This window comes from Bartonella sp. HY761, assembly GCF_026743145.1.
Lineage (GTDB): Bacteria > Pseudomonadota > Alphaproteobacteria > Rhizobiales > Rhizobiaceae > HY038.
In genome coordinates this window covers 818,099-840,748 of the sequence record NZ_CP104887.1, presented here as the reverse complement: position 1 = coordinate 840,748, position 22,650 = coordinate 818,099, and the positions used below count along the sequence as shown (strand labels likewise).

Here is a 22,650-nt window from a genome sequence, read left to right as displayed (position 1 = left end):
ATCATTTTTGCAGGACTTTTATTGTATTTTTTTAGCTATTTAAACTTTAAAACCGTCAAAATAGCAAAATCCTTATTCTGCGTTTGGCTCGCTAGCTTCCACTACAGTGGCGGCTGCATCAGGTGAAGCATTATCTTCCCCCTCGTCGCCAACCTCGTCTTCAGGGTCAGAAATACGCTCAACCGACACAACTTTTTCACCGCCAGAAACGTTGAAAATTGTAACGCCCTTGGTTGAACGGCCAGCAATGCGGATACCATCAATCGGCACACGAATAAGCTGTCCACCATCGGACACCAACATAATTTGATCGGAACTTTCAACTGGGAAAGTTGCAACCAATGAACCAATTTCGTTGGTTTTTGATGTATCTGTTGCCTTAATACCCTTACCACCACGATTGGAGGTACGGAAATCATAGGAAGATGCCCGTTTGCCGTAACCAAATTCAGAAACGGTAAGCACCATTTGTTCAGCACGTTGCAACTCATGATAACGCTCATCATTAAGATCAACGTTTTCTGTTACTTCTTCATCACTGTCAATAACATCTTCCGCATCACTACCTAAGGCGCGGCGCTCAGCAATGGCACGTTTGATATAGGCTGCACGTTCTGCGGGTGTTGCTTCAACATGGCCTAAAATAGCCATGGAGATTACCGTATCTTCTTCAGCCAAGTTAATACCACGTACACCAACCGAGTTTCGGCCAGCAAAAACACGCACATCAGTCACCGCAAAACGGATACATTGACCTTTAGCAGTGGTAAGCAAGACATCATCATTTTCGGTACAAGTGGCAACAGAAAGGATCTCGTCTTGTTCCTCGTCCAACTTCATGGCGATTTTACCACCACGATTGACCTGAACAAAATCTGATAGCTTATTACGGCGCACCGTGCCACGGGTTGTTGCGAACATTACATCAAGTTCTGCCCAGCTTGCTTCATCTTCAGGCAATGGCATAATGGTGGTAATACGTTCATTAGGCTGCAATGGCAGCATATTTATCAAGGCCTTACCACGCGATTGCGGGGTACCTGCCGGCAACCGCCAAACCTTTTCTTTATAAACAATGCCGCGCGATGAGAAGAACAAGATTGGCGTATGCGTATTTGCCACAAAGAGCCGCGTTACGAAATCTTCATCTTTGGTCGCCATGCCAGAACGCCCCTTACCACCACGGCGCTGTGCGCGATAGGTTGATAATGGAACGCGCTTAATATAGCCGGTATGACTTACTGTCACCACCATATCTTCACGGGCGATAAGATCTTCATCATCAACATCAGAGCCACCAAGCCCAAAAGTTGTGCGGCGTTTGGCAAGCTTATCATCCATATTACCAAACTCATCACGAACGGCTAAAAGCTCATCCTTGACAATGGTCATAATACGAATACGCGAAGATAAAATATCAAGATAATCGGCAATTTCTACGCCAATTTCATTGAGCTCATTGGCAATTTCATCGCGGCCAAGGGCAGTCAAACGCTGCAACCGCAATTCAAGAATTGCACGCGCCTGCTCTTCCGATAAATTATAGGTATTATCATCATGCACAATATGACGCGGATCATCAATCAATTTAATCAATGACGTCACATCTTCTGCTGGCCAGCGGCGTTCCATTAACTGTTCACGCGCAGTCGCCGGATCTGGAGCTTTACGAATAAGCGCAATAATTTCATCGATATTAGCAACAGCAATAGCAAGACCAACGAGAACATGGGCGCGTTCGCGTGCTTTGCGCAGCAAATATTTTGTACGCCTGCTTACAACTTCTTCTCTAAAAGTAATAAAGGCACGTAAAATATCCATCAAGCCCATCAAAATAGGCTTACCACCATTAAGTGCTACCATATTGCAACCAAAAGAGGTCTGCAAAGGTGTATATCGATAAAGCTGATTTAGCACCACATCGGCAACAGCATCGCGTTTTAACTCAATAACCACACGATAACCATCGCGATCAGATTCATCGCGCAAATCTGAAATGCCTTCAATGCGCTTATCACGCACTAACTCGGCCATTTTTTCAATCATGGTCGCTTTATTGACCTGATAGGGAACCTCCGTCACAATAATCGCTTCACGATCATTGCGAATAGACTCAATTTCTACCTTGGCGCGCATAACAACCGAGCCACGGCCAGTTTCATAAGCGGAGCGAATGCCAGCACGACCTAAAATAATGCCGCCGGTTGGAAAATCTGGGCCTGGAATAATTTCCATCACTTCTTCCAAAGTAATGGCAGGATTATCGATTAAGGCAACACAGCCATCAATTACTTCACCAAGATTATGAGGTGGAATATTGGTAGCCATACCAACAGCAATACCACCAGAACCATTGACCAATAGATTAGGAAATCGTGCTGGAAGAACAACGGGCTCTTGCTTTGAACCATCATAATTGTCTTGAAAATCAACAGTTTCCTTATCAATATCGCCAAGCAAAGTATCGGAAAGCTTTTCCAAGCGACACTCAGTATAACGCATAGCGGCTGGTGGATCACCATCGATCGAGCCGAAATTGCCCTGCCCATCAATCAACGGATCGCGCAATGACCAATCTTGCGCCATACGCACCAAAGCATCGTAGATTGAAGCATCACCATGAGGGTGATATTTACCCATAACCTCACCGATAACAGCGGCAGATTTACGGTATGGTTTATTATAAGCCAATCCCATTTCGTTCATGGCGTAAAGAATACGTCTATGTACAGGCTTAAAACCATCCCGCACATCGGGCAAAGCGCGCGACACGATAACGCTCATTGCGTAATCGAGATAGGAGCGCTGCATCTCCTCGATAATGTTTACTGGTTCAATACCTTGTACGTCACCGCTATCGGGTGGCAATATCTGATCGTTCACGTGTTTAACCATTCTGTTAAATTACGACTCAAAATTCTATTTGTTATAGCCGAAAGCGTTATAAAAAGCCAATTTGGGCGCCTGTTTTTTTGAATAAATAAATCTATAAATTCAGCAACTTAAATAAATCAACTGAAAAATCAGTGGATGAATAATTATAAAGCATAAAACAAAGCTTATATTTTATCGAAAACACATAAATACAGACTAAAATACGGCAAAATTATAATAATGAGCATATGTTTGCTCATTGGATGATAAATTTATTATCATTTTAAAACATCACCATGAAACGATTTAACCGCCCCATATTGGCAACATTAAAAGACCCTGCAAGCCTCAAGCAACAAACAAAATCACTTGAGCCCCCAATATTCGCGCCTATATACAACTAAAGCGGAACCGCTACTTTCTGCTGCGCATGGGCATCCTTTAATATTTCCATTGGTATATTATAAATTTCTTGCAAAGTTTCTGGCGTCATAATATCAAGAGCACTTGCTTGCTTAATTAGTTTTCCGCCCTTTAAAGCAAAAATATAATCGCAAAAGCGCGCAGCCATATTAATATCATGTAAAACCATAAAAACGCTTAAATTATGCTCAAGCGATAAGCTTCGTACCAAACTCAATATTTCAATTTGATGCCCAACATCTAAGGCAGAGGTTGGTTCATCAAGTAACAAACAACGGGCATCCTGTGCAATCAGCATTGCAATCCACACTCGCTGACGCTCGCCGCCTGATAAGGTTTCCACCAAGCGATCTTTAAAAGGTAAAACACCTGTCGCCTCCATGGCCTTTGCTACTTTTTTCGCATCATCCTCACCAAAACGCCCCAGCGCACCATGCCAAGGATAGCGCCCCAAGGCCACCAATTCATGCACCAACATGCCAGAAGCAACTGCAGGCTGTTGCGGCAAATAAGCGAGGTGACGGGCAAAATCGCGACCACTCCATTGATCAAGAGGGCGGCCACAAAAAATAATATTTCCATTGGTCACGGTCTGCTGACGTGCCAAAATTTTTAACAAAGTTGACTTGCCAGAACCATTGTGACCGATTAACGCCGTGACTTTACCCGCCGCTATCTCCATATCAAGCGGCGCTAAAAGATCACGATCATGCACTGTAAAACGCACCTTTTCTAATTTAAATAGTAAGTCTGTCATAAAGATCCTTCAAAAAAGGTTATTTGCAATTGCCCATTTGCAGGCTTAGTAAAACAAACTCATCTAAATAAAGAAAGATTAAACATTGCATAGTAAACATGACTGTTATAAACAAGTTAAAAGAGTTTAGGATATAGATCATGCGATTGCAATGGCTATTTTACACCTAAATCAAACACATCAGCAAATATCATTTCGAGCATGAACAACTAGGGTCATATGCAAGGTGGTGCTTAAGTTTATATCTTTTACGAAGTTAAAAGTTAATAAGCCTTAAAACTAAAGGAGCAAGCTTTTTGAGCTTTCATCCCCAAATGGAATGCCAAATTGACGGCATTAAGTTAATTGATAAACTAAAATATCGCATTTTAGAAGGCGCAATTATTGATGTATGGACGGTTGAATGCAGCCCTAACATGCAAGGACATTATCTTTCACAAGCACCACGTTTATTTTTTGTTTTGGAAAATAGTGCAGAGATTAGCTTTTTTAATCATCATGACAATAAACCAAACCAACCATTGACTGCCTCGGATTTATGTTACATTCCTGCTAATTTCCCAGTATCAAGTCATCTTACAAAATCTGGCTTTCTAAAACATCTTGATATTCATTTCGACATTGATCTTTTACAGCAACATTTTGAAGGTTGCATCGATATCCAACTCATCAATCAGCCTAATTTATTTTTTCAAAACCCACGCATTGCACAAATTGCAAATCTATTAGCGCAAGAATGCAACACCCAAACACCATTGCACAATTTATTTAGTGAAGGCTTACTCCATGCGCTCGTTGCAGAACTTTTTCAAATAACCCATAGCCCTTTAAAGCGCTCTGGCACCCTTAGCCAACGCCAATTAAAACAAGTAACTCAATTTATTGAAAATAATTACGATCGTATCATAAGGATTGAAGAACTTGCCAACATTTGCGGTCTTTCTAAATCCTATTTTTGTACAGCCTTTAAAATGACTACAGGTATTTCGCCATTAAGTTTTCAAATGCAGCGCCGCATAAAAAAAGCTAAACTATTATTAGAGCGCGAACAACGTCCCTTATCTGATATAGCAACAACAATCGGCTTTTCTGACCAAGCTCATTTTACACGCGTGTTTAAAAAAATAAATGGTACAACACCAAAGGAATGGGTAAAAATATTTAACTGAAAGATGAAGAAATTGAGACAAGGGAAATAATCGAACCTTTTATTTATAGATTCGCATTTTCCCATGATCTTTGACGCTTTTTTTAATTCAATTTGATTTTTGCGTTTAGTTTTTTAAGCAATATCATTCAAAAATTCAAAATATCAGACAAGCTTTTTATTAAAATATGAATTAAAAAATCATATTTCTCATATTGCCATTTAGTTCGGTCTAGCAATCAGTTGCAACCATACTAGTTATAGCACCTAAATCGGCTTTATACACTCAAATCAACAATTGTTATTTTATAGCCTAAAGGGTTTCAATCAATGGCATCATCACGTCTGTTTACATTTTTACTTGCTTTAGCAGCAAGTACATCGCTTAGCCACACTTATGCAAATGCCCAACAAAATTCCAATACTACTCTAGAAACCGTAGTTATAAATAATGATGATACAGCCGTAAGCCCAGTCGATGGTTTTGTGCCCCAAGTAACCGCTACAGGCTCAAAGGCGTCTGTGAATATTAGTAAAATTCCTCAATCAGTTTCGGTTGTTGGCCGCGACCAAATGGATGCGACTGGCGCACAAAAGCTTGACGAGGCGCTACGCTATACAGCCGGGGTGTTTGCCCAACCTTTTGGCGTCGATAATGATACCAATTGGATATATATCCGTGGTTTTGATGCAACCCAGACTGGAACCTATCTTGATGGTTTGCAAAACTTTAGCTACGGTTTTGGTGGCTTTTTAATTGATAGTTATAATATCGAGCGCATTGAAGTATTAAAAGGACCTGTAGCAGCCCTTTATGGCGGCGCAAACCCTGGCGGCATTGTCAACTACATTAGCAAGCGCCCGACATTTGACCGTATCCGCGAAACTGAAATTGGCGTAAACAGCTATGGTAACGCCTATATTGGTTTTGACATGGGTGACAAAGTTACCGATACTTTAAGCTATCGTGTTAATGGCAAAATTCAAGGTGGCAATAATTACACCGACCATGCGGAAGAATTTCGCGGTGTCATTTCTCCAAGCATTGAATTTAAACCCGATGAAGCAACGCGGCTTACAATTTTAGGCAATTACACCCATTTAGACTTAACCCATGATGGCGGTGGCTTCTTACCTTATTATGGCACGGTGGTGCCAACACAATTTGGCAAAATTCCGCGGACTATCAACTATACCGAGCCCTCTGTCGATTCTTATGACCGAGAGCAGGCTAGTATTGGCTATGAATTTGAGCACCGCTTTGACAATGATTGGACTGTCCGCCAAAATGTACGTTATGGCTATGCCCATGTTAAAGAACATAGCCTTTACGCATATGGCTATGAGGGGTTTTTATCACAGCCTAGTTTAAATAATCCCAATGTTGCACGTATAAATTTTAAACATGATACGGAAGTAAACACTTTTGTTGCCGACAATATGCTTGAAGGCAGTGTAAATACTGGAGCGATTACTCATAATTTATTATTTGGGGCTGAATACCGGTATTTTTTAATCAACCAAATGCAACAAACCGGTAGCGCAACTGTTATTGACGGTTATAATCCTGTTTATGGCGCAGCACAGGGCCCAATGTGGGATCCTTATATTGATCAAAAATTAACTCGCAACCAGTTTGGTATTTATGCCCAAGACCGCATGGAATTTGGCGAAGGTTGGATTTTAACCTTAAATGGCCGTTATGACCATGTTTGGACCAAAGCCAAAGGCTTACCTGAATATGAGTATAATACGGGACGCTGGTCTGGTCGTGCTGGTCTTGGTTATGAATTTGACAACGGGCTAACACCCTATGCTAGCGTTGCAACATTTTTTAATCCAATCATTGATACGCTTTTTGACAACAGCTATGCCAAGCCTGAAACCGGAACGCAATATGAAATCGGTATGAAGTACCGTCCGCAAATCTTTGATGGCTTAATCACTGCATCATTGTTCGACCTAACCAAGGAAAATTCCTTAACTGGGTCAAGTTTTGCGCGCACCCAGCTTGGCAAAGTCAATTCACGCGGCTTTGAATTAGAAGTACAAGCCAATATTACGCAATCATGGAAACTCATTGGCAATTTCACCACCTCCAAGATCAAAATCAAGGACGATGAAACAACACCGAGCCTGATTGGCAACCGTCCTTACCTTATTCCAGAACAACAAGCAGCCTTATTTACAGAATATCGCATTAGCAGTGGCAAGCTTGAAGGTCTAACCCTAGGCGGGGGTGTGCGCTATGTTGGCTCAACTTTTGCCGATGAAGAAAACACCCTTAAAGTACCAGCAGTTACTCTTGCCGACTTAAAACTTGGTTATGAAAAAGATAATTGGGGCGTCGATATTAATGTCACCAACTTGTTCAACAAGGGCTATGTATCAGGTTGCCAAGGCATTTTTGTTTGCAGCTATGGCGAGGGTCGTAAAACCCTTTTACGCATGCATACGAAATGGTAAGATAATATAAGCGCTTTATTGACTACAAAAAAAGCGCTTTTACCTCAACACGATGATATGGAAACACAATATGGAATTAAGCCGCCGACACTTTTTATCGCTGTCTTGCGCGGCTTTCTTTTCGAGCCATTTTAATATGACCCATAGCATTGCAGAAAATGCTGCATTGCAATATTGCCTTTGCGATATTGCAATAATCGACTGGGCTATGCTTGAAACCGCCTTAGCCATTGGCACAATACCTCTAGCAGCAACGGAATTGCGCCAATATAAAAAAATGCAAATTCAACCGCCTATGCCAGACAGCGTAGCGGATATTGGTTTGCGTGGCAGTCCTAATTATGAGCTCCTGCGTATTTTAGCCCCCAAACTCATTATCGCATCTAATTTTTATGAATATCAGCGCCCTACATTGGAAAAAATTGCACCAGTTTGGGCGCCTATTGTCTTTGGGCAGGGTCTTTCACCCCGTCCAACCCTTACCAAAGCAACCTTAGAGTTAGGGCAACACCTTGGCTGTTTTGAAAAGGCACAACATTTTATAAAGAACTATGACGCATTTATTCAACAAAAGCGCATTCAATTTGCAAAATTATTACGGCGTGACTATTTCATTATCAATCTTGGCAATGGTCGCAATTTTCGTGCATTTGGTAATGATAGTATTTTTGGTGCAGCTTTCAAGGATATTGGTTTGAATAATGCTTGGGGCAGCGATACAAGCTATTCAGCCTATGCCCATATTGGCATTGAAAAATTAGCTCAAAAGCCTGATGCTGGAATTATCATCATTGGCCCCACGGAAGAGCAAACCCTCCAAGCACTGCCTGACAATAAATTATGGAATGAATTACCAGCGATCAAACAAGGTCATTTTCTATTTTTGCCACCACTTAATCATTTTGGCGCCCTGCCAACAGCACAACATTTTATCTCGCTTTTAGCAAAACACTGGTTCGAGGCCGATGGTGAAAAATAGAAAAATCATAATATTTTGGTCTGCATTAGGTATTTTTGCAGCGATCGTTACCTTAGTGCAATTTTTAAATGCCTGGAATAGCGCAACCGGCAATATAGATATGCAAAAACTACAGCATATAATTGCGCTTAATATGATTTTGCCCCGCAGCGCTATGGCTTTAATTTGCGGGGCTGGCCTTGCATTATCGGGGCTGCTTTTGCAACAAATATTGCGCAACCCCCTTGCTGAGCCAACTACTCTTGGCATCGCATCAGGTGCGCAGCTTGCCATGACGCTAGGTATTTTATATATTCCTGCCACTTGGTTAAGCCGCGAATGGCTAGCACTTATTGGTGCATTTAGTGCTATTTTATTGGTCTTATTGCTGAACCATAAAAGACGACTTGAGCCTGCATCGGTTATTTTAAGTGGAATGATTATTTCATTAACCGCGACAGCTGCTTCAACTGCGCTTATTCTTGCCAATGGTGATTATGTTTTTTCTCTGTTTGTTTGGGGTGGCGGCTCACTGGAACAATTAAGTTGGACACCGTTTCTTTGGCTATCGGTGAAGGTTATAATCGGCGCTATTATTGCGAGTTTTCTATTACGCCCTTTGACATTATTTAATGTTGATGATGCTAATATGCGAAGCCTTGGCGTTTCCTTTTTAGCTATTCGATTGCTTGTGATTATGATTAGCGTGTCGATAGCCGCCTTTATTATCGCAGAAGTTGGCATATTAGGCTTTGTCGGCTTGGTCGGACCTGCGTTGGCGCGACTTTCGGGAGCAAGATCACTCAAACAAATGATGATTGCATCTCCAATCATTGGCGCAATTCTTTTATGGGCAACCGACAGCGTAACATATTTAATTCAAACCCTTACTCATACAGATATTCCCGTTGGCGCAGCCACGGCGTTACTGGGCGGCCCACTTTTATTATGGATGCTACCCAAATTAAGAATGTTTGAATGGCCAAACAGTCAAACTGGCGACATTGTTAGGCGCGCCCGTCATCCTTTCAGCTTTATTGCTATACTTGTAATTATTTTGATGTTGGTCACCCTCATTGCTTTGACTTTAGGGCGTGGGACACAAGGCATATTTGTGGCAACCTGCACGCTTTTTTATGATTTTATTGATCTGCGCTTTGAGCGGCTACTTTTTACGATGATTTCGGGAGCATGTCTTGCGCTAGCAGGTGCATTATTGCAGCGTCTCACTGCTAATCCACTCGCCAGCCCTGAAATATTAGGAACTGGTCTTGGCGCAGGCGTCGGTCTTGCCCTTGTTTTATTAACTATTGCAAGCCCAAGCCTTGCCCAACAATGGATGGGTGCTGCCGTTGGTGCATTTATTTCAATCCTATTTATTATGCTGTTGGCAATGCGTGGGCAATTCGGCTCTGAAAAATTACTTTTAGCGGGCGTTGGTTTTGGCGCTATGGCAAGCTCTGTCTTAACCGCATTAATTGCGACAGGCACACCACAAGGTTATGCTTTGTTAGGCTGGTTAAGTGGTACAACGACGCAAGCAACTAGCTGGGGAATTGCCTTTGCCACCGTTATACTTGTTGTAGCTCTTTTCATTATATTTGCCCTATCCCGTTGGATAACCATTTTGCCGCTAGGTGATGTTGCAATGCGTAGCTTAGGCCTTCCAAATGGTTTGATACGCGCGATAATTGTTCTCACCGCCACAAGCTTAACAGCGATAGGCTCTTTAATGATTGGGCCATTAAGCTTTGTTGGGCTAATTGCTCCGCATATTGCGCGCTATTATGGTATTAATGAAACACGCAGTTTTATGATTGCCTCAGCTTTATTAGGTGCAGTCATTATGGCAATTACTGATTGGCTATCACGCATAATAGCGTTTCCTTATAATTTACCGCCCGGGCTTTTTGCTTCGCTGATTGGTGGATTTTGTCTTATCTTGATTTTATCGCAACGCTCTAAAAATGCTAAACTGTAAAAATTATTTCTGCGAGTGCATATAATTAAAATTTCAACTAGATGCATTATGCATTTTAGTGCATAACAAAAACCACAAAGCATTTAAGCGAAGTAGCAATGATTGAGATTCTAAATACATTAATTACCCTATTGGTAACGATCGATCCGCCCGGTCTTATTCCAATCTTTTTGTCGCTTAGTGTCGGCATGAATGGTAAGGAACAAAAGCAAACGGCTATCATTGCTGCAACAATTGCCTTTGTGATATTGGCATTTTTTGCCCTTGTTGGTACGCAAATCATCACAACCTTAGGTATATCGCTTGGTGCTTTTAGAATAGCTGGTGGTATTTTGCTGTTTTTCATCGCCTTTGAAATGATTTTTGAAAAACGCACCGAACGTAAGGAAAAAACCGCCGCAATCATTATTACCAAGGATCACATTACCAATATTGCTGCATTTCCCCTTGCTATGCCAATGATTGCTGGCCCTGGCGTTATTTCAGCAACCATTTTGATGGCTGGCAATAATCCTGGCTGGAGCGGCAAGGCAATCACCCTTGGCGTGCTTTTTATCGCAGTTCTATGCTGCTATTTTTTCATGCGCCTTTCACCAGCAATTGACCGTTTAATTGGTGTTGCTGGTCGCTCTATCGTTACACGCTTGTTTGGACTACTCCTCGCAGCCCTTGCGGTACAATTAGTGGCCGATGGTATAAAATCACTGTTTTTTCAATGACTTTATAAATCCTATTGCTTTTCATAGCATAAATTTTTGCCATCTTTTTGCTTAAAGATATTACAATAAGGCGCGACTTTTAATCAAGCCAACCAACCTTACTATTAAAAGTCGGCCAATCATCATTCTTAAATAAGACAGAAAAACAATATAAATTATTAGAATATTCAAAAAAAATTTATTAAGCTTAATATACAAAAAATCTGAAACAATAGAAATATCAAAATAAAATCTGTAAACTTAATTTCTTAAATAATATATAGCAAAAATATAAATTAATCTTCTACAAAATCAATAATTAGATTATAATAATTATATCCATATATTGATATTGATGTAATGCTATTTTATAAAACAACACATTAAAAATATGGAATCTAGCATTGATATGTTAACTTATACTGGAGGACGCTGATGAACTTAACGTCAGAACAAATTAGGTTCACCTTGTGGAATACATTTTTTTCGCCAATTTCTATGGCAATTATTTGGGCGTTTTTTCCCGTTCTTTCAAGCCACGACTTGTGGGAGTTGGCTGGAAAACAAGGCGATTATGGGGACTTTTTACAAACCATCGCTATCAATGCGTTATATCTACTTCCAAGATATTTAGTGCTTTGCTATGCTATAATGATTTTACCCGTTGGTATTATAAGCTTTTTGATATCATTTGCTTGTAATGGCCATCCCACACGGCTTATAAAAAAACGCTTCATCAATGTCTTAATATTTTTAGTTTTGACTATTATATTTTTTGGCCTTGCAATATTAATCGTGCAATTTTATCAAATGCATTATGTAGCAGCCACTCATTTGGCTTTTGGGCTAGGGTTCGGTGCTGGCTTTTCTTATGTTACGGTACTCTACATTATGGCACTTAAAAATAAAGAAGACTCGACCTCGACTTCTTAGAGCTTTAAAATATTAATATGCAAGCATGGTTAGCCATAGTTAACTTTGCTTGCATATTAATATCTGCAAAAACCTATTTAAACATAAAATATTTTACAGATAAAAATAGATAATAATATAATCAGCTCAAAAATAAATAGTTTATCTGCTATTTGCGCTTCAGTTAAATCGGCACAAATATATAGTGGCATAAATTGACATGAATAACGTTCATATAATGGAATTGCCTTCATCACGATATAATTACCAATATTTATTATTTAATTTTTAAATGAGTGTAGAATGTCAACAGATTACTTTTTACATATAAAAACATCTAACCCTTCGATTGAAGATTATTATAACTATACATTAAATACATTAAGAAAATATAAAGTATTTAATGTAGAATTTACTTTTTATAAATATCAACAAAAAAGAAGAACTAAAGCTACGGTCACAATAGAATATCCAAATAATTTAAGTGAATTGAATAAGGATGTTTTTATGAAAAATATCATGGATTGTGAGCTTGATTTTTATATTAATTATAATTTATCATATTGTAATGATGTAATTTATTTATCATTTCAAGAGTATTATGGAATAAATATAGGAGATATTAATAATGACTTTGATTATACGGTAGCAGGTGGAAATATACGCACTACTGATATTTTTAGCTTTATTGATGTATCAAGCTCAATTTTCGTGGATGAAAAATTTATCTGGGGTTGTCTTTCCTACGAAATTGCTCCGCGGCTCGAAGATTATTATATCGTTTTTCTTAAAAAAGATATAGCGATTGATTTACCGTTAAGGTTAGCGTCAAATATATTTGATGAAGATAAATACATAAATTTAGGTGATTTTTTAAGCGATGGCATAAATATGTATGTTCATAAGAATTATAGCAAGTTTTTAGATGGATAAAACGGGCATTGATAGATTAACTTTTCTTTTTTTGATAATTTACATTTTTATTTAATTCTTTTTCAGTTCTTTTACACTCGCATTTTTATTTTAAGCGATGTATGAGCTCATTGCGTTCTAATATGATTATTTTCCATACGGATAACTAATGATAGATAAATCAACATAAGTGTAATTGATGCATAATCCTTAATGCATTATTCTCCTTATATACGGTGTCATCAAAAATATTATTCTTAAAGCTGTATTGCCGAAAAAATCGTAAAAGACATATAAGCCTTTGTACGTTGTAATATTCCGAGTTGTCAATTCCAACAAGCTTAAGGGTCTGCTTCTTCCGCGGAAGCAAACAAACTAAACGGCAGTGAAAGCAAAAATCTTAATCTTAAAGGCTTATTAAAAACTATTGATAATACTCATCCCAATATTGGTGGACTTATCCATCGACACCAAAGCATCAATACCTTGTTCCAAGGTGATAAACTGACCAATGAGTTGTTGTGGCTTGATCGTTCCAGCCAAAATCATATCTAGCATAGCATCATAGCGCCAAGCCTGCATACCATGGCTACCGTAAATTTCAAGCTCATGAGCAATGACTGCAGCCATTGGGATTTTAGGGGTTGAATGGTCGGCAAGCATTAAGCCAACTTGCACGTGGCGACCACGGCGGCGCAAATTTTTAATTGAATTAAAACAAGTTACAGGATTGCCTAAGGCATCAATTGACACATGAGCACCACCTTTGGTTATATCCTTTACTGCTTCACTCACATCGGCAACTTTGGTGCTATTAATCGTTGCAATGGCACCGCATTGCTTGGCAAATTCTAGCTTATCATCGCTAATATCAATAGCAATTGGCAGCGCGCCTAAACTTGCTGCAATCATGATAGCTGAAAGGCCAACACCGCCAGCACCATGAATGGCAATCCACTCACCCGGCTTTAAGCGCGCCTGATCAACAACGGCGCGAAATGATGTGGCAAAGCGGCAGCCAAGGCTAGCTGCAGTGCTATAATCAACCGAGTCTGGTAAATGGACAAGATTGGTTTGCGCATAATCAATTTCAACAAATTGCGCGAACGAGCCCCAATGGGTAAAGCCGGGTTGAAACTGGTTTGGGCAAACTTGCTGATTGCCCGAATTGCACTCACTGCAATGACCACAGCCTGATACAAAAGGCACGGTTACACGGTCGCCCTCTTTAAAACTAGTGATATTTTTGCCAACTGCAACAATATCACCAGCAAATTCATGCCCTGGCACATGGGGTAATTTAATATCGCTATCATGCCCCATCCAACCATGCCAATCACTGCGACAAACCCCCGTTGCTTTAACGGCGATAACCACACTATTATCATGTGGTGTTGGATCAGGTAAATTGGCTATTTGTGGCCTTTGCATAAAAGCATCATAAAAAATAGCTTTCATAAATTTCTCCCCCCAAAACTTATTGAACTTTTAAAATTAGAGCGCATTTCGATCTGATTAGATCAGATCGGCGCTCTAATCCATTGTTTACACCGCGTTTTTGGCCGAAAACCGCTTCACACTTTTCTAAAAAAAGCTCTAATACAAAAGGTCCCTAAAGTCAGATTTTATTTTAATGCCGTAAGCACTGCAGATGCAGCATAAAATTCGGCTTCTCGGTTAGAGCGCCGCATCATCGCTTCTTCATCCTTACCCCATTGCTCATTGGTCCAATCTTCATCTAGATGTGCAATCCTCCAACCATCTTCGACAGTTAAATGACCATCATTTACCGCGAAAGCAATCAATGCCGAGCCAGACAAGGTTGTTAACATATGAAGAGCCGCCAATTCGAAAGGCTTAGCAAAATAATTTTGTAAATAGCTGCGAATTGCCCAACTTGAATTATCAGACTGGGGAATAAACATCACCCCCTCGCCTAAGGTAAAGCGCGTTGTTAAGCGTGTTTCAGCCCAATCAAGTATAGGATCCCATAATTTTTGTTGCCGCTCCACCAATTCTACTGGCGCAGATGCACGGTAAAAAAGTAAATCAGAAAGACCAAAACGTAATAGATCTTCAACGACTGGCTCACTATCTTCGGCTATGCCATCGATAACCGTATTGGCAAGACGAGTGATTGGCATTTTTGCTGGATCGATCACATCAACCTGCGCATTAAATTCTTGCGCAATTAAATCTGCTAATGCTTGGTTTGGAAGCTCTAAAATTTTACGGGCGGGCGTTTTCACCGAACGACCGTCAAGACGTATTTCAACGCCATTTTCGCTTGCCAAGCTTTCAGCTTTTTCATAAAAACGCTTGGGTAATTTATGTTTCATTTTTTCCTGAGCTGATACCATCGGGTCTTTTTCATCATCCCAAGGCTCTATGTCGGTGAAAACATTACGCATAATTTTATTCCTATATTTTGGTCATCTAGCTCATAAGCACTTTATATCAAAAGTACTATTTTTATGATAGCAATTTCAGCAAGTCCAATGGTTGCTTCAACAATGAATCTGCACCAGCCTTTAACAATTGCTCAGCCTTGTGATAGCCCCAGTCAACACCTATAGCTTTGGCGCCTGCTGCCTTTGCCATTTGCATATCATAAATTGCATCGCCAACAACAAGGGTGCAATCTGGTGTAACACCAGTTTCATCGCAACATTCAAGCACCATCGCAGGATGCGGCTTTGACGGACATTCATCGGCGCAGCGGCTAGCAACAAAGCAATCAAATCCTTGCTCAGCCATCACCATATCAACGCCGCGCCGTGATTTGCCAGTTACCATGCCAAGGATAATATTATCCATTGATGACAGTTGTTTTAGCAAATCACCAATACCTGCATATAGGGGTTCATATACCCGATTGTCATCGCGCAAGCGACTAAAATGCTGTTTGTAACAAGCCGTCATCTCATCGGCTGGAACTGTTACATTACTAGACAAATCAACCCCTTGCGCCAATCTTGTAATAGCAATTGGCAGCGACAGACCAATGATCGATTTTATTGCTGCATCACTTGGTACAGGAAAATTAAAATCCTCAAAAGCATTCACCATGCAATTTTTGATGGTTGAGAAACTGTCAATTAAAGTGCCATCACAATCAAAAAGCACAAGGCGTAAATCATTTGGCATTATTCATTACCATCTTCTTCATCAAGCCCAAGAAGATTGAATGTCTGTACCATATGGGGTGGCAATGGCGCGCTAACGTCAATCATGCCACCAGCAGGATTTGGAATACGAATACGGCGCGCATGAAGATGCAACCGGTTTTGAATACCACCTGGGAAAACCCAATTTTGATCCGCATAAAAATATTTTGAATCGCCTAAAATCGGATTATCCATAAAAGCTGCATGCACCCGCAATTGGTGCGTACGCCCCGTAAACGGCTCCATCTCCAACCATGAAATATCGCGGCCTACCGTTTCAATAACTCGGTAATAAGAAACCGCGTGATCGGAATCAGGCTCGCCATGTTCGCAAACCCGCATACGGTCGCCATCGGGAGTTGTTTCACGCACCAGCCAAGTTGAAATTTTATCTTGGCGGCGGCGTGGCACACCACGCACAATCGCCCAATAGGTCTTCTTAGTTTCACGCTCACGAAAAGCCGCCGTTAAGCTTTGAGCGGCACTACGTGTACGGGCAACAACCAAAACCCCAGAGGTATCACGGTCAATACGGTGAACAAGGCGTGGCTTTTCACCCTTTTTATTGCGCCAAGCCTCAAGCATGCCATCAATATGGCGTGCAACACCTGAGCCGCCCTGCACTGCAAGTCCAGATGGTTTATTAAATACATAAACCTTTGGATCTTCATAAATGAGCATTTGCGCTAAAACATCGCCATCATTTTGGCCGCGTATGGTTTTACCAGTTAACGGGCCAGAGGCTTTTTCGTCAACACTTAATGGCGGCACACGCATGGTTTGCCCAGCATTAAGACGGGTGTCAGATTTAACCCGCCCGCCATCCAAGCGGATTTGCCCAGAACGCAAAAGCTTTTGCAACGCACCAAAACCCAAGCCAGGATAATGAACCTTAAACCAACGATCAAGCCGCATGCCCGCTTCATCATTTTCAACAGTTTTTAACTCAACCGTTTTCTGTCCGGTCATGCGCTTATCTCCTTGCCCAATGGCAGTCGTATCTTCTTTGCACCTTAATGCAATATTACCACTATCAAATGCAATATATATTTGCTTTTCCGCATCTTTTAGCTAAATTTTCTAGAATCACCATCATCAAAGTAACGCCTATCCATCAAAAAGCACCGTCATCCTGATAGTTTGGTGAAAACTTATAAATCACATTTTGTTTTTAATTGTATCCATGCCTTACCGATTTCAAGAACAAAACCGTACTTTTCATCTAGCTAAATTTGCATTTAAATCGATTAGTTAAGCACATTAGCACGCGACTAAAACAATAAAAATCACTAAATAACAATATGTTATCAAAATGATAAAGTTTCATCATCCCACTAATTTTAAAAATTCGAGAACTTTCTGTTCGATCGATAGTTTTTTTTAAATAAATTTTAACATTTTAAAAAAAACTAATTATCACGACTGGTTACAATGCGATTCCAAAAGTGGCTTTCCCTGACACATATTAGTCATTAGGGCATGAAATAAGGCAAAGAGAATTTAATTTCTAGCTATATTTTATGGAGCACGAATACCGTGTCAATATTTCAAACTTATATGCGTGCGCTTTCCTATCTTGGCGGAGAAAAAAAATCGGCTATATCGATTTGTCTAGCCAATGTGATTTTGTCGATAATTGTTATCGCCGAACCTATTTTGTTTGGCCGCATCATCGGTGCTATTGCTGATAAGGGTGATGTTTTCACCAATCTTAGCCTATGGGTTGGCTTTGGTATTTTTAATATTGTTGCTTATGTACTCGTTGCGCGCGGAGCCGACCGCTTGGCTCATCGCTTACGCCTTGATACTTTAACCAAATCCTATGAGCGCATCATTGCTATGCCGCTATCTTGGCATCAGGGGCGCGGTACCTCTAGCGCTTTGCATACACTTATTCGCGCAACAGATTCACTTTCTGCCATTTGGCTTGAATTTATGCGCCAACATCTTTCAACTATTGTTGTTCTAGTTATGTTGGTACCAACTGCGTTATCAATGGATTGGCGTTTGACTATGGTGCTTGCTGTGCTCGGCGTTGTATATGTGATGATTGCGCGCTTGGTTATGAAAAAGACCAAGGATGGCCAAGAAGCTATTGAACATCACCACCATACATTATTTGAACATGTTTCAGATTCAATCTCCAACGTATCGGTTGTTCAGGGCTATAACCGCATTCAAGCAGAATCTAAAGCATTGCGTCAGCATACTGAGAGTTTACTTGGCGCCCAATATCCCGTTTTAAATTGGTGGGCTTTAGCAAGTGGCTTAAATCGTATGGCGTCCACTATTTCTATGGTAGTTGTACTTCTACTTGGCGCAGTACTTGTATCACGCGGCCAAATGGTTGTTGGCAATGTTGTTGCCTTTGTTGGCTTTGCACAATTGATGATTGGTCGTCTTGACCAAATCACTGCCTTTATCAACCTTGCGGTATCTTCACGCGCTAAGCTTGATGAATTCTATGAAATGGAAGATTCAACTATTGCACAAGCTGAACCACAAAATTTGCCAGCATTGGAAAATGTAAAAGGCTTCGTTAAGTTTGATCATGTAACCTTCGAATTTGCGAATTCAGGCCAGGGCGTTTATGATGTTTGCTTTGAAGCAAAAGCTGGACAGACCGTTGCCATCGTTGGTCCAACAGGGGCAGGTAAAACCACTTTGATCAACCTTTTACAACGGGTATATGATCCAGCTGTTGGTAATATTTCTATCGATGGTACTGATACGCGTAAAATATCACGCGATTCATTGCGTAAATGTCTTGCCACTGTTTTCCAAGATGCTGGGCTATTTAATCGTTCAATCCTTGAAAACATCGGTATTGGTAAGCAAGGTGCTAGCGTTAAAGAAATTGAAGATGCCGCTAAAAGCGCTGCTGCCCATGATTTTATTTTGGTAAAGGGCAATGGCTATCAGGCTAAAGTTGGTGAGCGTGGCTCACGTCTTTCAGGTGGTGAACGTCAACGCCTTGCAATTGCCCGCGCTGTTTTAAAGAATGCACCTATTTTGGTACTTGATGAAGCAACAAGTGCCTTAGACGTTGAAACCGAAGCTAAAGTTAAAGATGCAATTGATCAGGTTAGCCGTGACCGCACAACTTTTGTGATTGCTCACCGCCTATCAACTGTACGCAATGCTGATCTTGTTCTTTTCATGGATCAGGGACGCATTATTGAACAAGGCTCGTTCCGCGAGCTTTCACTAAAAGGTGGTCGCTTCACCCAATTACTACGTGCGGGCGGCTTGACTATAGAACAAGAAATGCCAGATAATTATTCGGGCAATGTTACAAAGTTTCCAAACCGCGAAGTTGCTTAAAATTTTTCCCCTCAAGCAAATTAAAGCCGACATTCAAAATTATTTCAAAAAAGGGAGCCTCAGAGCTCCCTTTTTTGTAGAGCTATTTAAATGATTCAGTTCAAAATTTTTAATTTAACTGGCATTAAATTTCCTTATTACAAGGCTAAAAATTTCTTTCAATCAAAAATTCTGTAATTTAATATTTTATTATATACATATATATCAATAAGTGTAATTGTTCGGCATTATTCAGTTAGGTCGAGCTGCATTATGCGTCTTTTTCTCTGTTCATTATTTTTACTGTTAAGTTCCCCAACATTTGCAGATGATATTATAACTGGACGCGCATTTGTCATTGATGGCGACACCATTATTATTCACAACACGCGCATTCGCATATGGGGAATTGATGCCCCTGAAAGCAAGCAATTATGTATAGATAATAAAGGCCAAAATTACCGTTGTGGGCAAAAGGCATCCTTTGCTTTAGCTGATTGGCTTGATAAATCGCAACCTATACAATGTAATGTACAATATAAGGATAGATATAAGCGTTTTGTTGCTAAATGTGTGAGAGCTGACAATAGAGATCTTGGCGACTACATGGTTTCCAATGGCCATGCGCTTGATTGGCCCCGCTACTCACAAGGATATTATAGCAATGCCCAAGAAAAAGCCAAACAGAAAAAATCAGGAATATGGGCAGGAAGTTTTTTAGAGCCTTGGCAGTGGCGATGGAATAAAAAATCTAATAAAATCAATTAAAAGAAACCAAAACTTAATAAAATAATAATTTACTTTAACATTATTTTAACCATTAATAAAATATCTTAAAATAAGATATTGTTTTAAAAGCAAAAAAGCTCTTTCTTTAATTGGAAAAACACTAAAATCTTTAAGGGGTAAATACAAACTTATAAATAATGTAAAAACGACTTTACTCAAAATTGAACAAAGTCGTTTTATAAAAGACATTAGCCTATTAGAAACAATTTACTCGCCTGTTTCATTTGCATCCTCAAGGCACGCAATTGGCTTTTTCTGCTCTGGATCATCAATGATATTATAAAGGCTCACTTCGCCTTGATCTTCCCACCAGATAAATTGATCCCCAGCATATTTAGCACCACTGGCAGCAAGGACATTAGCAGCAACAATCGTTTTATCGCTAAAATCAAGCTGCACAAGGGAGATATCATTCGCATTGATATAAGTTGCTACCACATCTTGATCGCCGCACTTATATTTTACTTTTTCCGACGAAAAGTCATCGCTTCCAGTCACAGAAATGGCAAAACCAGATGGTGCGCCCACTGAAACATTTGCAGCCGCATCATCAGCAGGGACAGATACTGATATCCCGGGCATAGTAACTGACACACTTTCAGCCAAAGCGCTTCCTGTTAAAGAAAATAAAGCTATTGCTACAATGGAATGTAATTTCATAAACTTTCCTCGCGGTTGATAAAAGGGTTACACAAAAAAACTATGACATATTTAATTGCAAAAACAATCAAAACACATATCAATTAATCTAAACAATCCACGATATGACTTTAATCAACCAGCTCGCTTTTTTTATCGACTATTATTTTAACCCTACAAGATAATTGTAAATGGATTCACGAATACTATCATAAGCAATATCACCAGCAAGACCAGTAAAATACTCACTTGCTTTTGAAATACCACCCCTTAAACTATGATAATAAAGAACATAAGTTTTGTCCTTGTAGCCAATAACGGAAACAAAAAACAATGTTGGATGGTCGGGATTATTTTTATCGATAATCTTATATTGATAGGAGCGCGCCATAATCCCTGCCTCAGCAAAACCAGGAATAGAATTACGCCCAATAAATTCATATTTTACGTTTTCTGCAACATTATTTGCTTCGGCTGCAGGTGTTATTGCTGCATCATTTGAAGTTGCTTCGCCATTTTGCTCTGTACTATTAATTTGCCCCTTATTTACACGCAATTGCGATGAGAGGTAAATTTCTGCAAAAATATCCGCTTGGCGCCGAAAACTTTCTTCGCTTTCAGGTTCACTGGCTTTATTAATCCATAGCAATAAATGGCTAAACATCTCGTCATTTTGCAATTTTTGGATAAGATGTACCTCGTAAGGTAATATCTTACGCTTAGAATTATCCACTACCAATGTAAAACCTTTAGGGTAGGTCAATACTAAGGTTTCTCCATCAAGATCAACTGCCAAACTCTGCATTAAATCTTCGTCAATAGAGTTTGGCCTGCCATCAGCCATTAGGATATTTGACGCAAAATAAGAAACAACCTTGCGCAAACTAACAATTGATGCGCTTTGTTGCTGAACACTTCCAACTAGCGGTGTCGAGAAAAAATGGGCAATTAAAACATCGCCACGCGCATAGCAATAACCAAATTCTGCCTTGGTTGGTACTTTTTTCTCACCTTTAAACTGTACACCAAAAAGTTCAGCTTCGGCTAACTTATCCTTAGCCACCGAGTGAAAAATGAAATACTCATCATTCTGCATCTGCCACTGGCATGTGCGTAAGGCAGCAGGTGCATAGCGTAGTTTATAGGAAAATATATTATCTTCAATTTCCACGCCGTCTAGGTTAAAAATAGCCTTACCAAGCGGAAGAACACGACCGATTTGCCCCTCCTCTACAACTTGATCCTCGTAAGGGTTAAGGGTTATTTGAGCACCTTTTGGCACAATCGTTTCAAAATTGAGCTTTGGGCTTTTAAAATCAAAAACCTTGCGCTCTAAACCAAAAATTTCGGTCTGCTGCGGTGACAACCGAAGGGTTTCAAACAAATGTTCGCTTTTTTGTGCAATTGCTGTTTGGGCCGCAAGACCTAGCCCTATAACTAATACTGCTTGAACGATAAAGCGCTTCGCTGCAAAAAAACTCTTAAACCTAGAATCAACCATTGTAATTGAGCCATGCCCCATCTAATTAAAAATATGAATTCCCTATAGGTGCAGGTTTTATGTTAAAACTGCCTTAACCGATCAGCATTTATATAAAAATAAATGCTAATATCCTGCTTTTAG

At 40.1% G+C, this 22,650-nt stretch carries 17 protein-coding genes; 9 read left to right on the top strand and 8 right to left on the bottom strand.

Annotated elements, in window-relative coordinates; translation table 11 throughout:
• Positions 1-72 precede the first annotated feature (72 nt).
• Both gyrA and N6A79_RS03465 read right to left on the bottom strand, forming a co-directional pair.
• Entirely contained in the window at positions 73-2,811 is a 2,739-nt protein-coding gene (gyrA, locus tag N6A79_RS03470; RefSeq protein ID WP_442784271.1) for a DNA gyrase subunit A, read from the bottom strand.
• A 463-nt stretch (positions 2,812-3,274) separates the two neighbouring features.
• Positions 3,275-4,054, bottom strand: a complete 780-nt coding sequence (locus N6A79_RS03465) for an ATP-binding cassette domain-containing protein (RefSeq protein ID WP_268547008.1) — start codon at positions 4,052-4,054, stop codon at positions 3,275-3,277.
• 296 nt (positions 4,055-4,350) lie between these two features.
• Between N6A79_RS03465 and N6A79_RS03460 the strand changes: the two genes are divergently transcribed.
• The 7 genes from N6A79_RS03460 to N6A79_RS03430 all read left to right on the top strand — a co-directional run bounded on the left by N6A79_RS03460 (position 4,351) and on the right by N6A79_RS03430 (position 13,149).
• Entirely contained in the window at positions 4,351-5,223 is an 873-nt protein-coding gene (locus N6A79_RS03460) for a helix-turn-helix transcriptional regulator (RefSeq protein ID WP_268547006.1), read from the top strand.
• A 308-nt stretch (positions 5,224-5,531) separates the two neighbouring features.
• Positions 5,532-7,667, top strand: a complete 2,136-nt coding sequence (locus N6A79_RS03455; protein ID WP_268547005.1) for a TonB-dependent siderophore receptor — start codon at positions 5,532-5,534, stop codon at positions 7,665-7,667.
• 70 nt (positions 7,668-7,737) lie between these two features.
• Positions 7,738-8,646, top strand: coding sequence for an ABC transporter substrate-binding protein (locus N6A79_RS03450; RefSeq protein ID WP_268547003.1), 909 nt, complete (start codon positions 7,738-7,740; stop codon positions 8,644-8,646).
• Positions 8,633-10,606, top strand: coding sequence for a Fe(3+)-hydroxamate ABC transporter permease FhuB (fhuB, locus tag N6A79_RS03445; protein ID WP_268547002.1), 1,974 nt, complete (start codon positions 8,633-8,635; stop codon positions 10,604-10,606). The genes N6A79_RS03450 and fhuB overlap by 14 nt, the downstream gene beginning before the upstream one ends.
• Positions 10,607-10,704: 98 nt before the next feature.
• The gene (locus N6A79_RS03440; RefSeq protein WP_268547001.1) at positions 10,705-11,325 is read left to right on the top strand and encodes a MarC family protein; all 621 of its coding nucleotides are present in this window, start codon (positions 10,705-10,707) and stop codon (positions 11,323-11,325) included.
• A 477-nt stretch (positions 11,326-11,802) separates the two neighbouring features.
• On the top strand, positions 11,803-12,237 hold the full coding sequence (locus N6A79_RS03435; protein ID WP_268547000.1) for a hypothetical protein: 435 nt from the start codon (positions 11,803-11,805) through the stop codon (positions 12,235-12,237).
• A 282-nt stretch (positions 12,238-12,519) separates the two neighbouring features.
• On the top strand, positions 12,520-13,149 hold the full coding sequence (locus tag N6A79_RS03430) for a hypothetical protein (protein ID WP_268546999.1): 630 nt from the start codon (positions 12,520-12,522) through the stop codon (positions 13,147-13,149).
• A gap of 396 nt (positions 13,150-13,545) precedes the next feature.
• Here N6A79_RS03430 and N6A79_RS03425 read toward each other — a convergent pair whose 3' ends face one another.
• The 4 genes from N6A79_RS03425 to N6A79_RS03410 form a co-directional block, all read right to left on the bottom strand.
• On the bottom strand, positions 13,546-14,586 hold the full coding sequence (locus tag N6A79_RS03425; RefSeq protein WP_268546997.1) for a zinc-dependent alcohol dehydrogenase family protein: 1,041 nt from the start codon (positions 14,584-14,586) through the stop codon (positions 13,546-13,548).
• 167 nt (positions 14,587-14,753) lie between these two features.
• Positions 14,754-15,539 carry an ATP12 family chaperone protein gene (locus tag N6A79_RS03420; protein WP_268546996.1) on the bottom strand — a complete coding sequence of 262 codons (786 nt, stop codon included), beginning with the start codon at positions 15,537-15,539 and terminating at the stop codon, positions 14,754-14,756.
• A gap of 61 nt (positions 15,540-15,600) precedes the next feature.
• Positions 15,601-16,275: an HAD-IA family hydrolase gene (locus N6A79_RS03415; protein ID WP_268546995.1), complete on the bottom strand. Its 675-nt coding sequence runs from the start codon at positions 16,273-16,275 to the stop codon at positions 15,601-15,603.
• Positions 16,275-17,264 carry an RluA family pseudouridine synthase gene (locus N6A79_RS03410; protein ID WP_268546994.1) on the bottom strand — a complete coding sequence of 330 codons (990 nt, stop codon included), beginning with the start codon at positions 17,262-17,264 and terminating at the stop codon, positions 16,275-16,277. The genes N6A79_RS03415 and N6A79_RS03410 overlap by 1 nt, the downstream gene beginning before the upstream one ends.
• Positions 17,265-17,831: 567 nt before the next feature.
• Between N6A79_RS03410 and N6A79_RS03405 the strand changes: the two genes are divergently transcribed.
• Both N6A79_RS03405 and N6A79_RS03400 read left to right on the top strand, forming a co-directional pair.
• On the top strand, positions 17,832-19,619 hold the full coding sequence (locus N6A79_RS03405; protein ID WP_262099273.1) for a glucan ABC transporter ATP-binding protein/ permease: 1,788 nt from the start codon (positions 17,832-17,834) through the stop codon (positions 19,617-19,619).
• A 252-nt stretch (positions 19,620-19,871) separates the two neighbouring features.
• Positions 19,872-20,366, top strand: a complete 495-nt coding sequence (locus N6A79_RS03400; protein WP_268546992.1) for a thermonuclease family protein — start codon at positions 19,872-19,874, stop codon at positions 20,364-20,366.
• Between the two features lie 228 nt (positions 20,367-20,594).
• Here the strand turns inward: N6A79_RS03400 and N6A79_RS03395 are convergent, their stop codons facing one another.
• Positions 20,595-21,047 (bottom strand): MliC family protein, encoded by a 453-nt coding sequence (locus tag N6A79_RS03395; RefSeq protein ID WP_262079904.1) that lies wholly within the window; start codon positions 21,045-21,047, stop codon positions 20,595-20,597.
• A gap of 142 nt (positions 21,048-21,189) precedes the next feature.
• A complete protein-coding gene (locus N6A79_RS03390; protein WP_182418906.1) occupies positions 21,190-22,527 on the bottom strand; it encodes a hypothetical protein in 1,338 nt (445 codons plus the stop codon).
• Positions 22,528-22,650 lie beyond the last annotated feature (123 nt).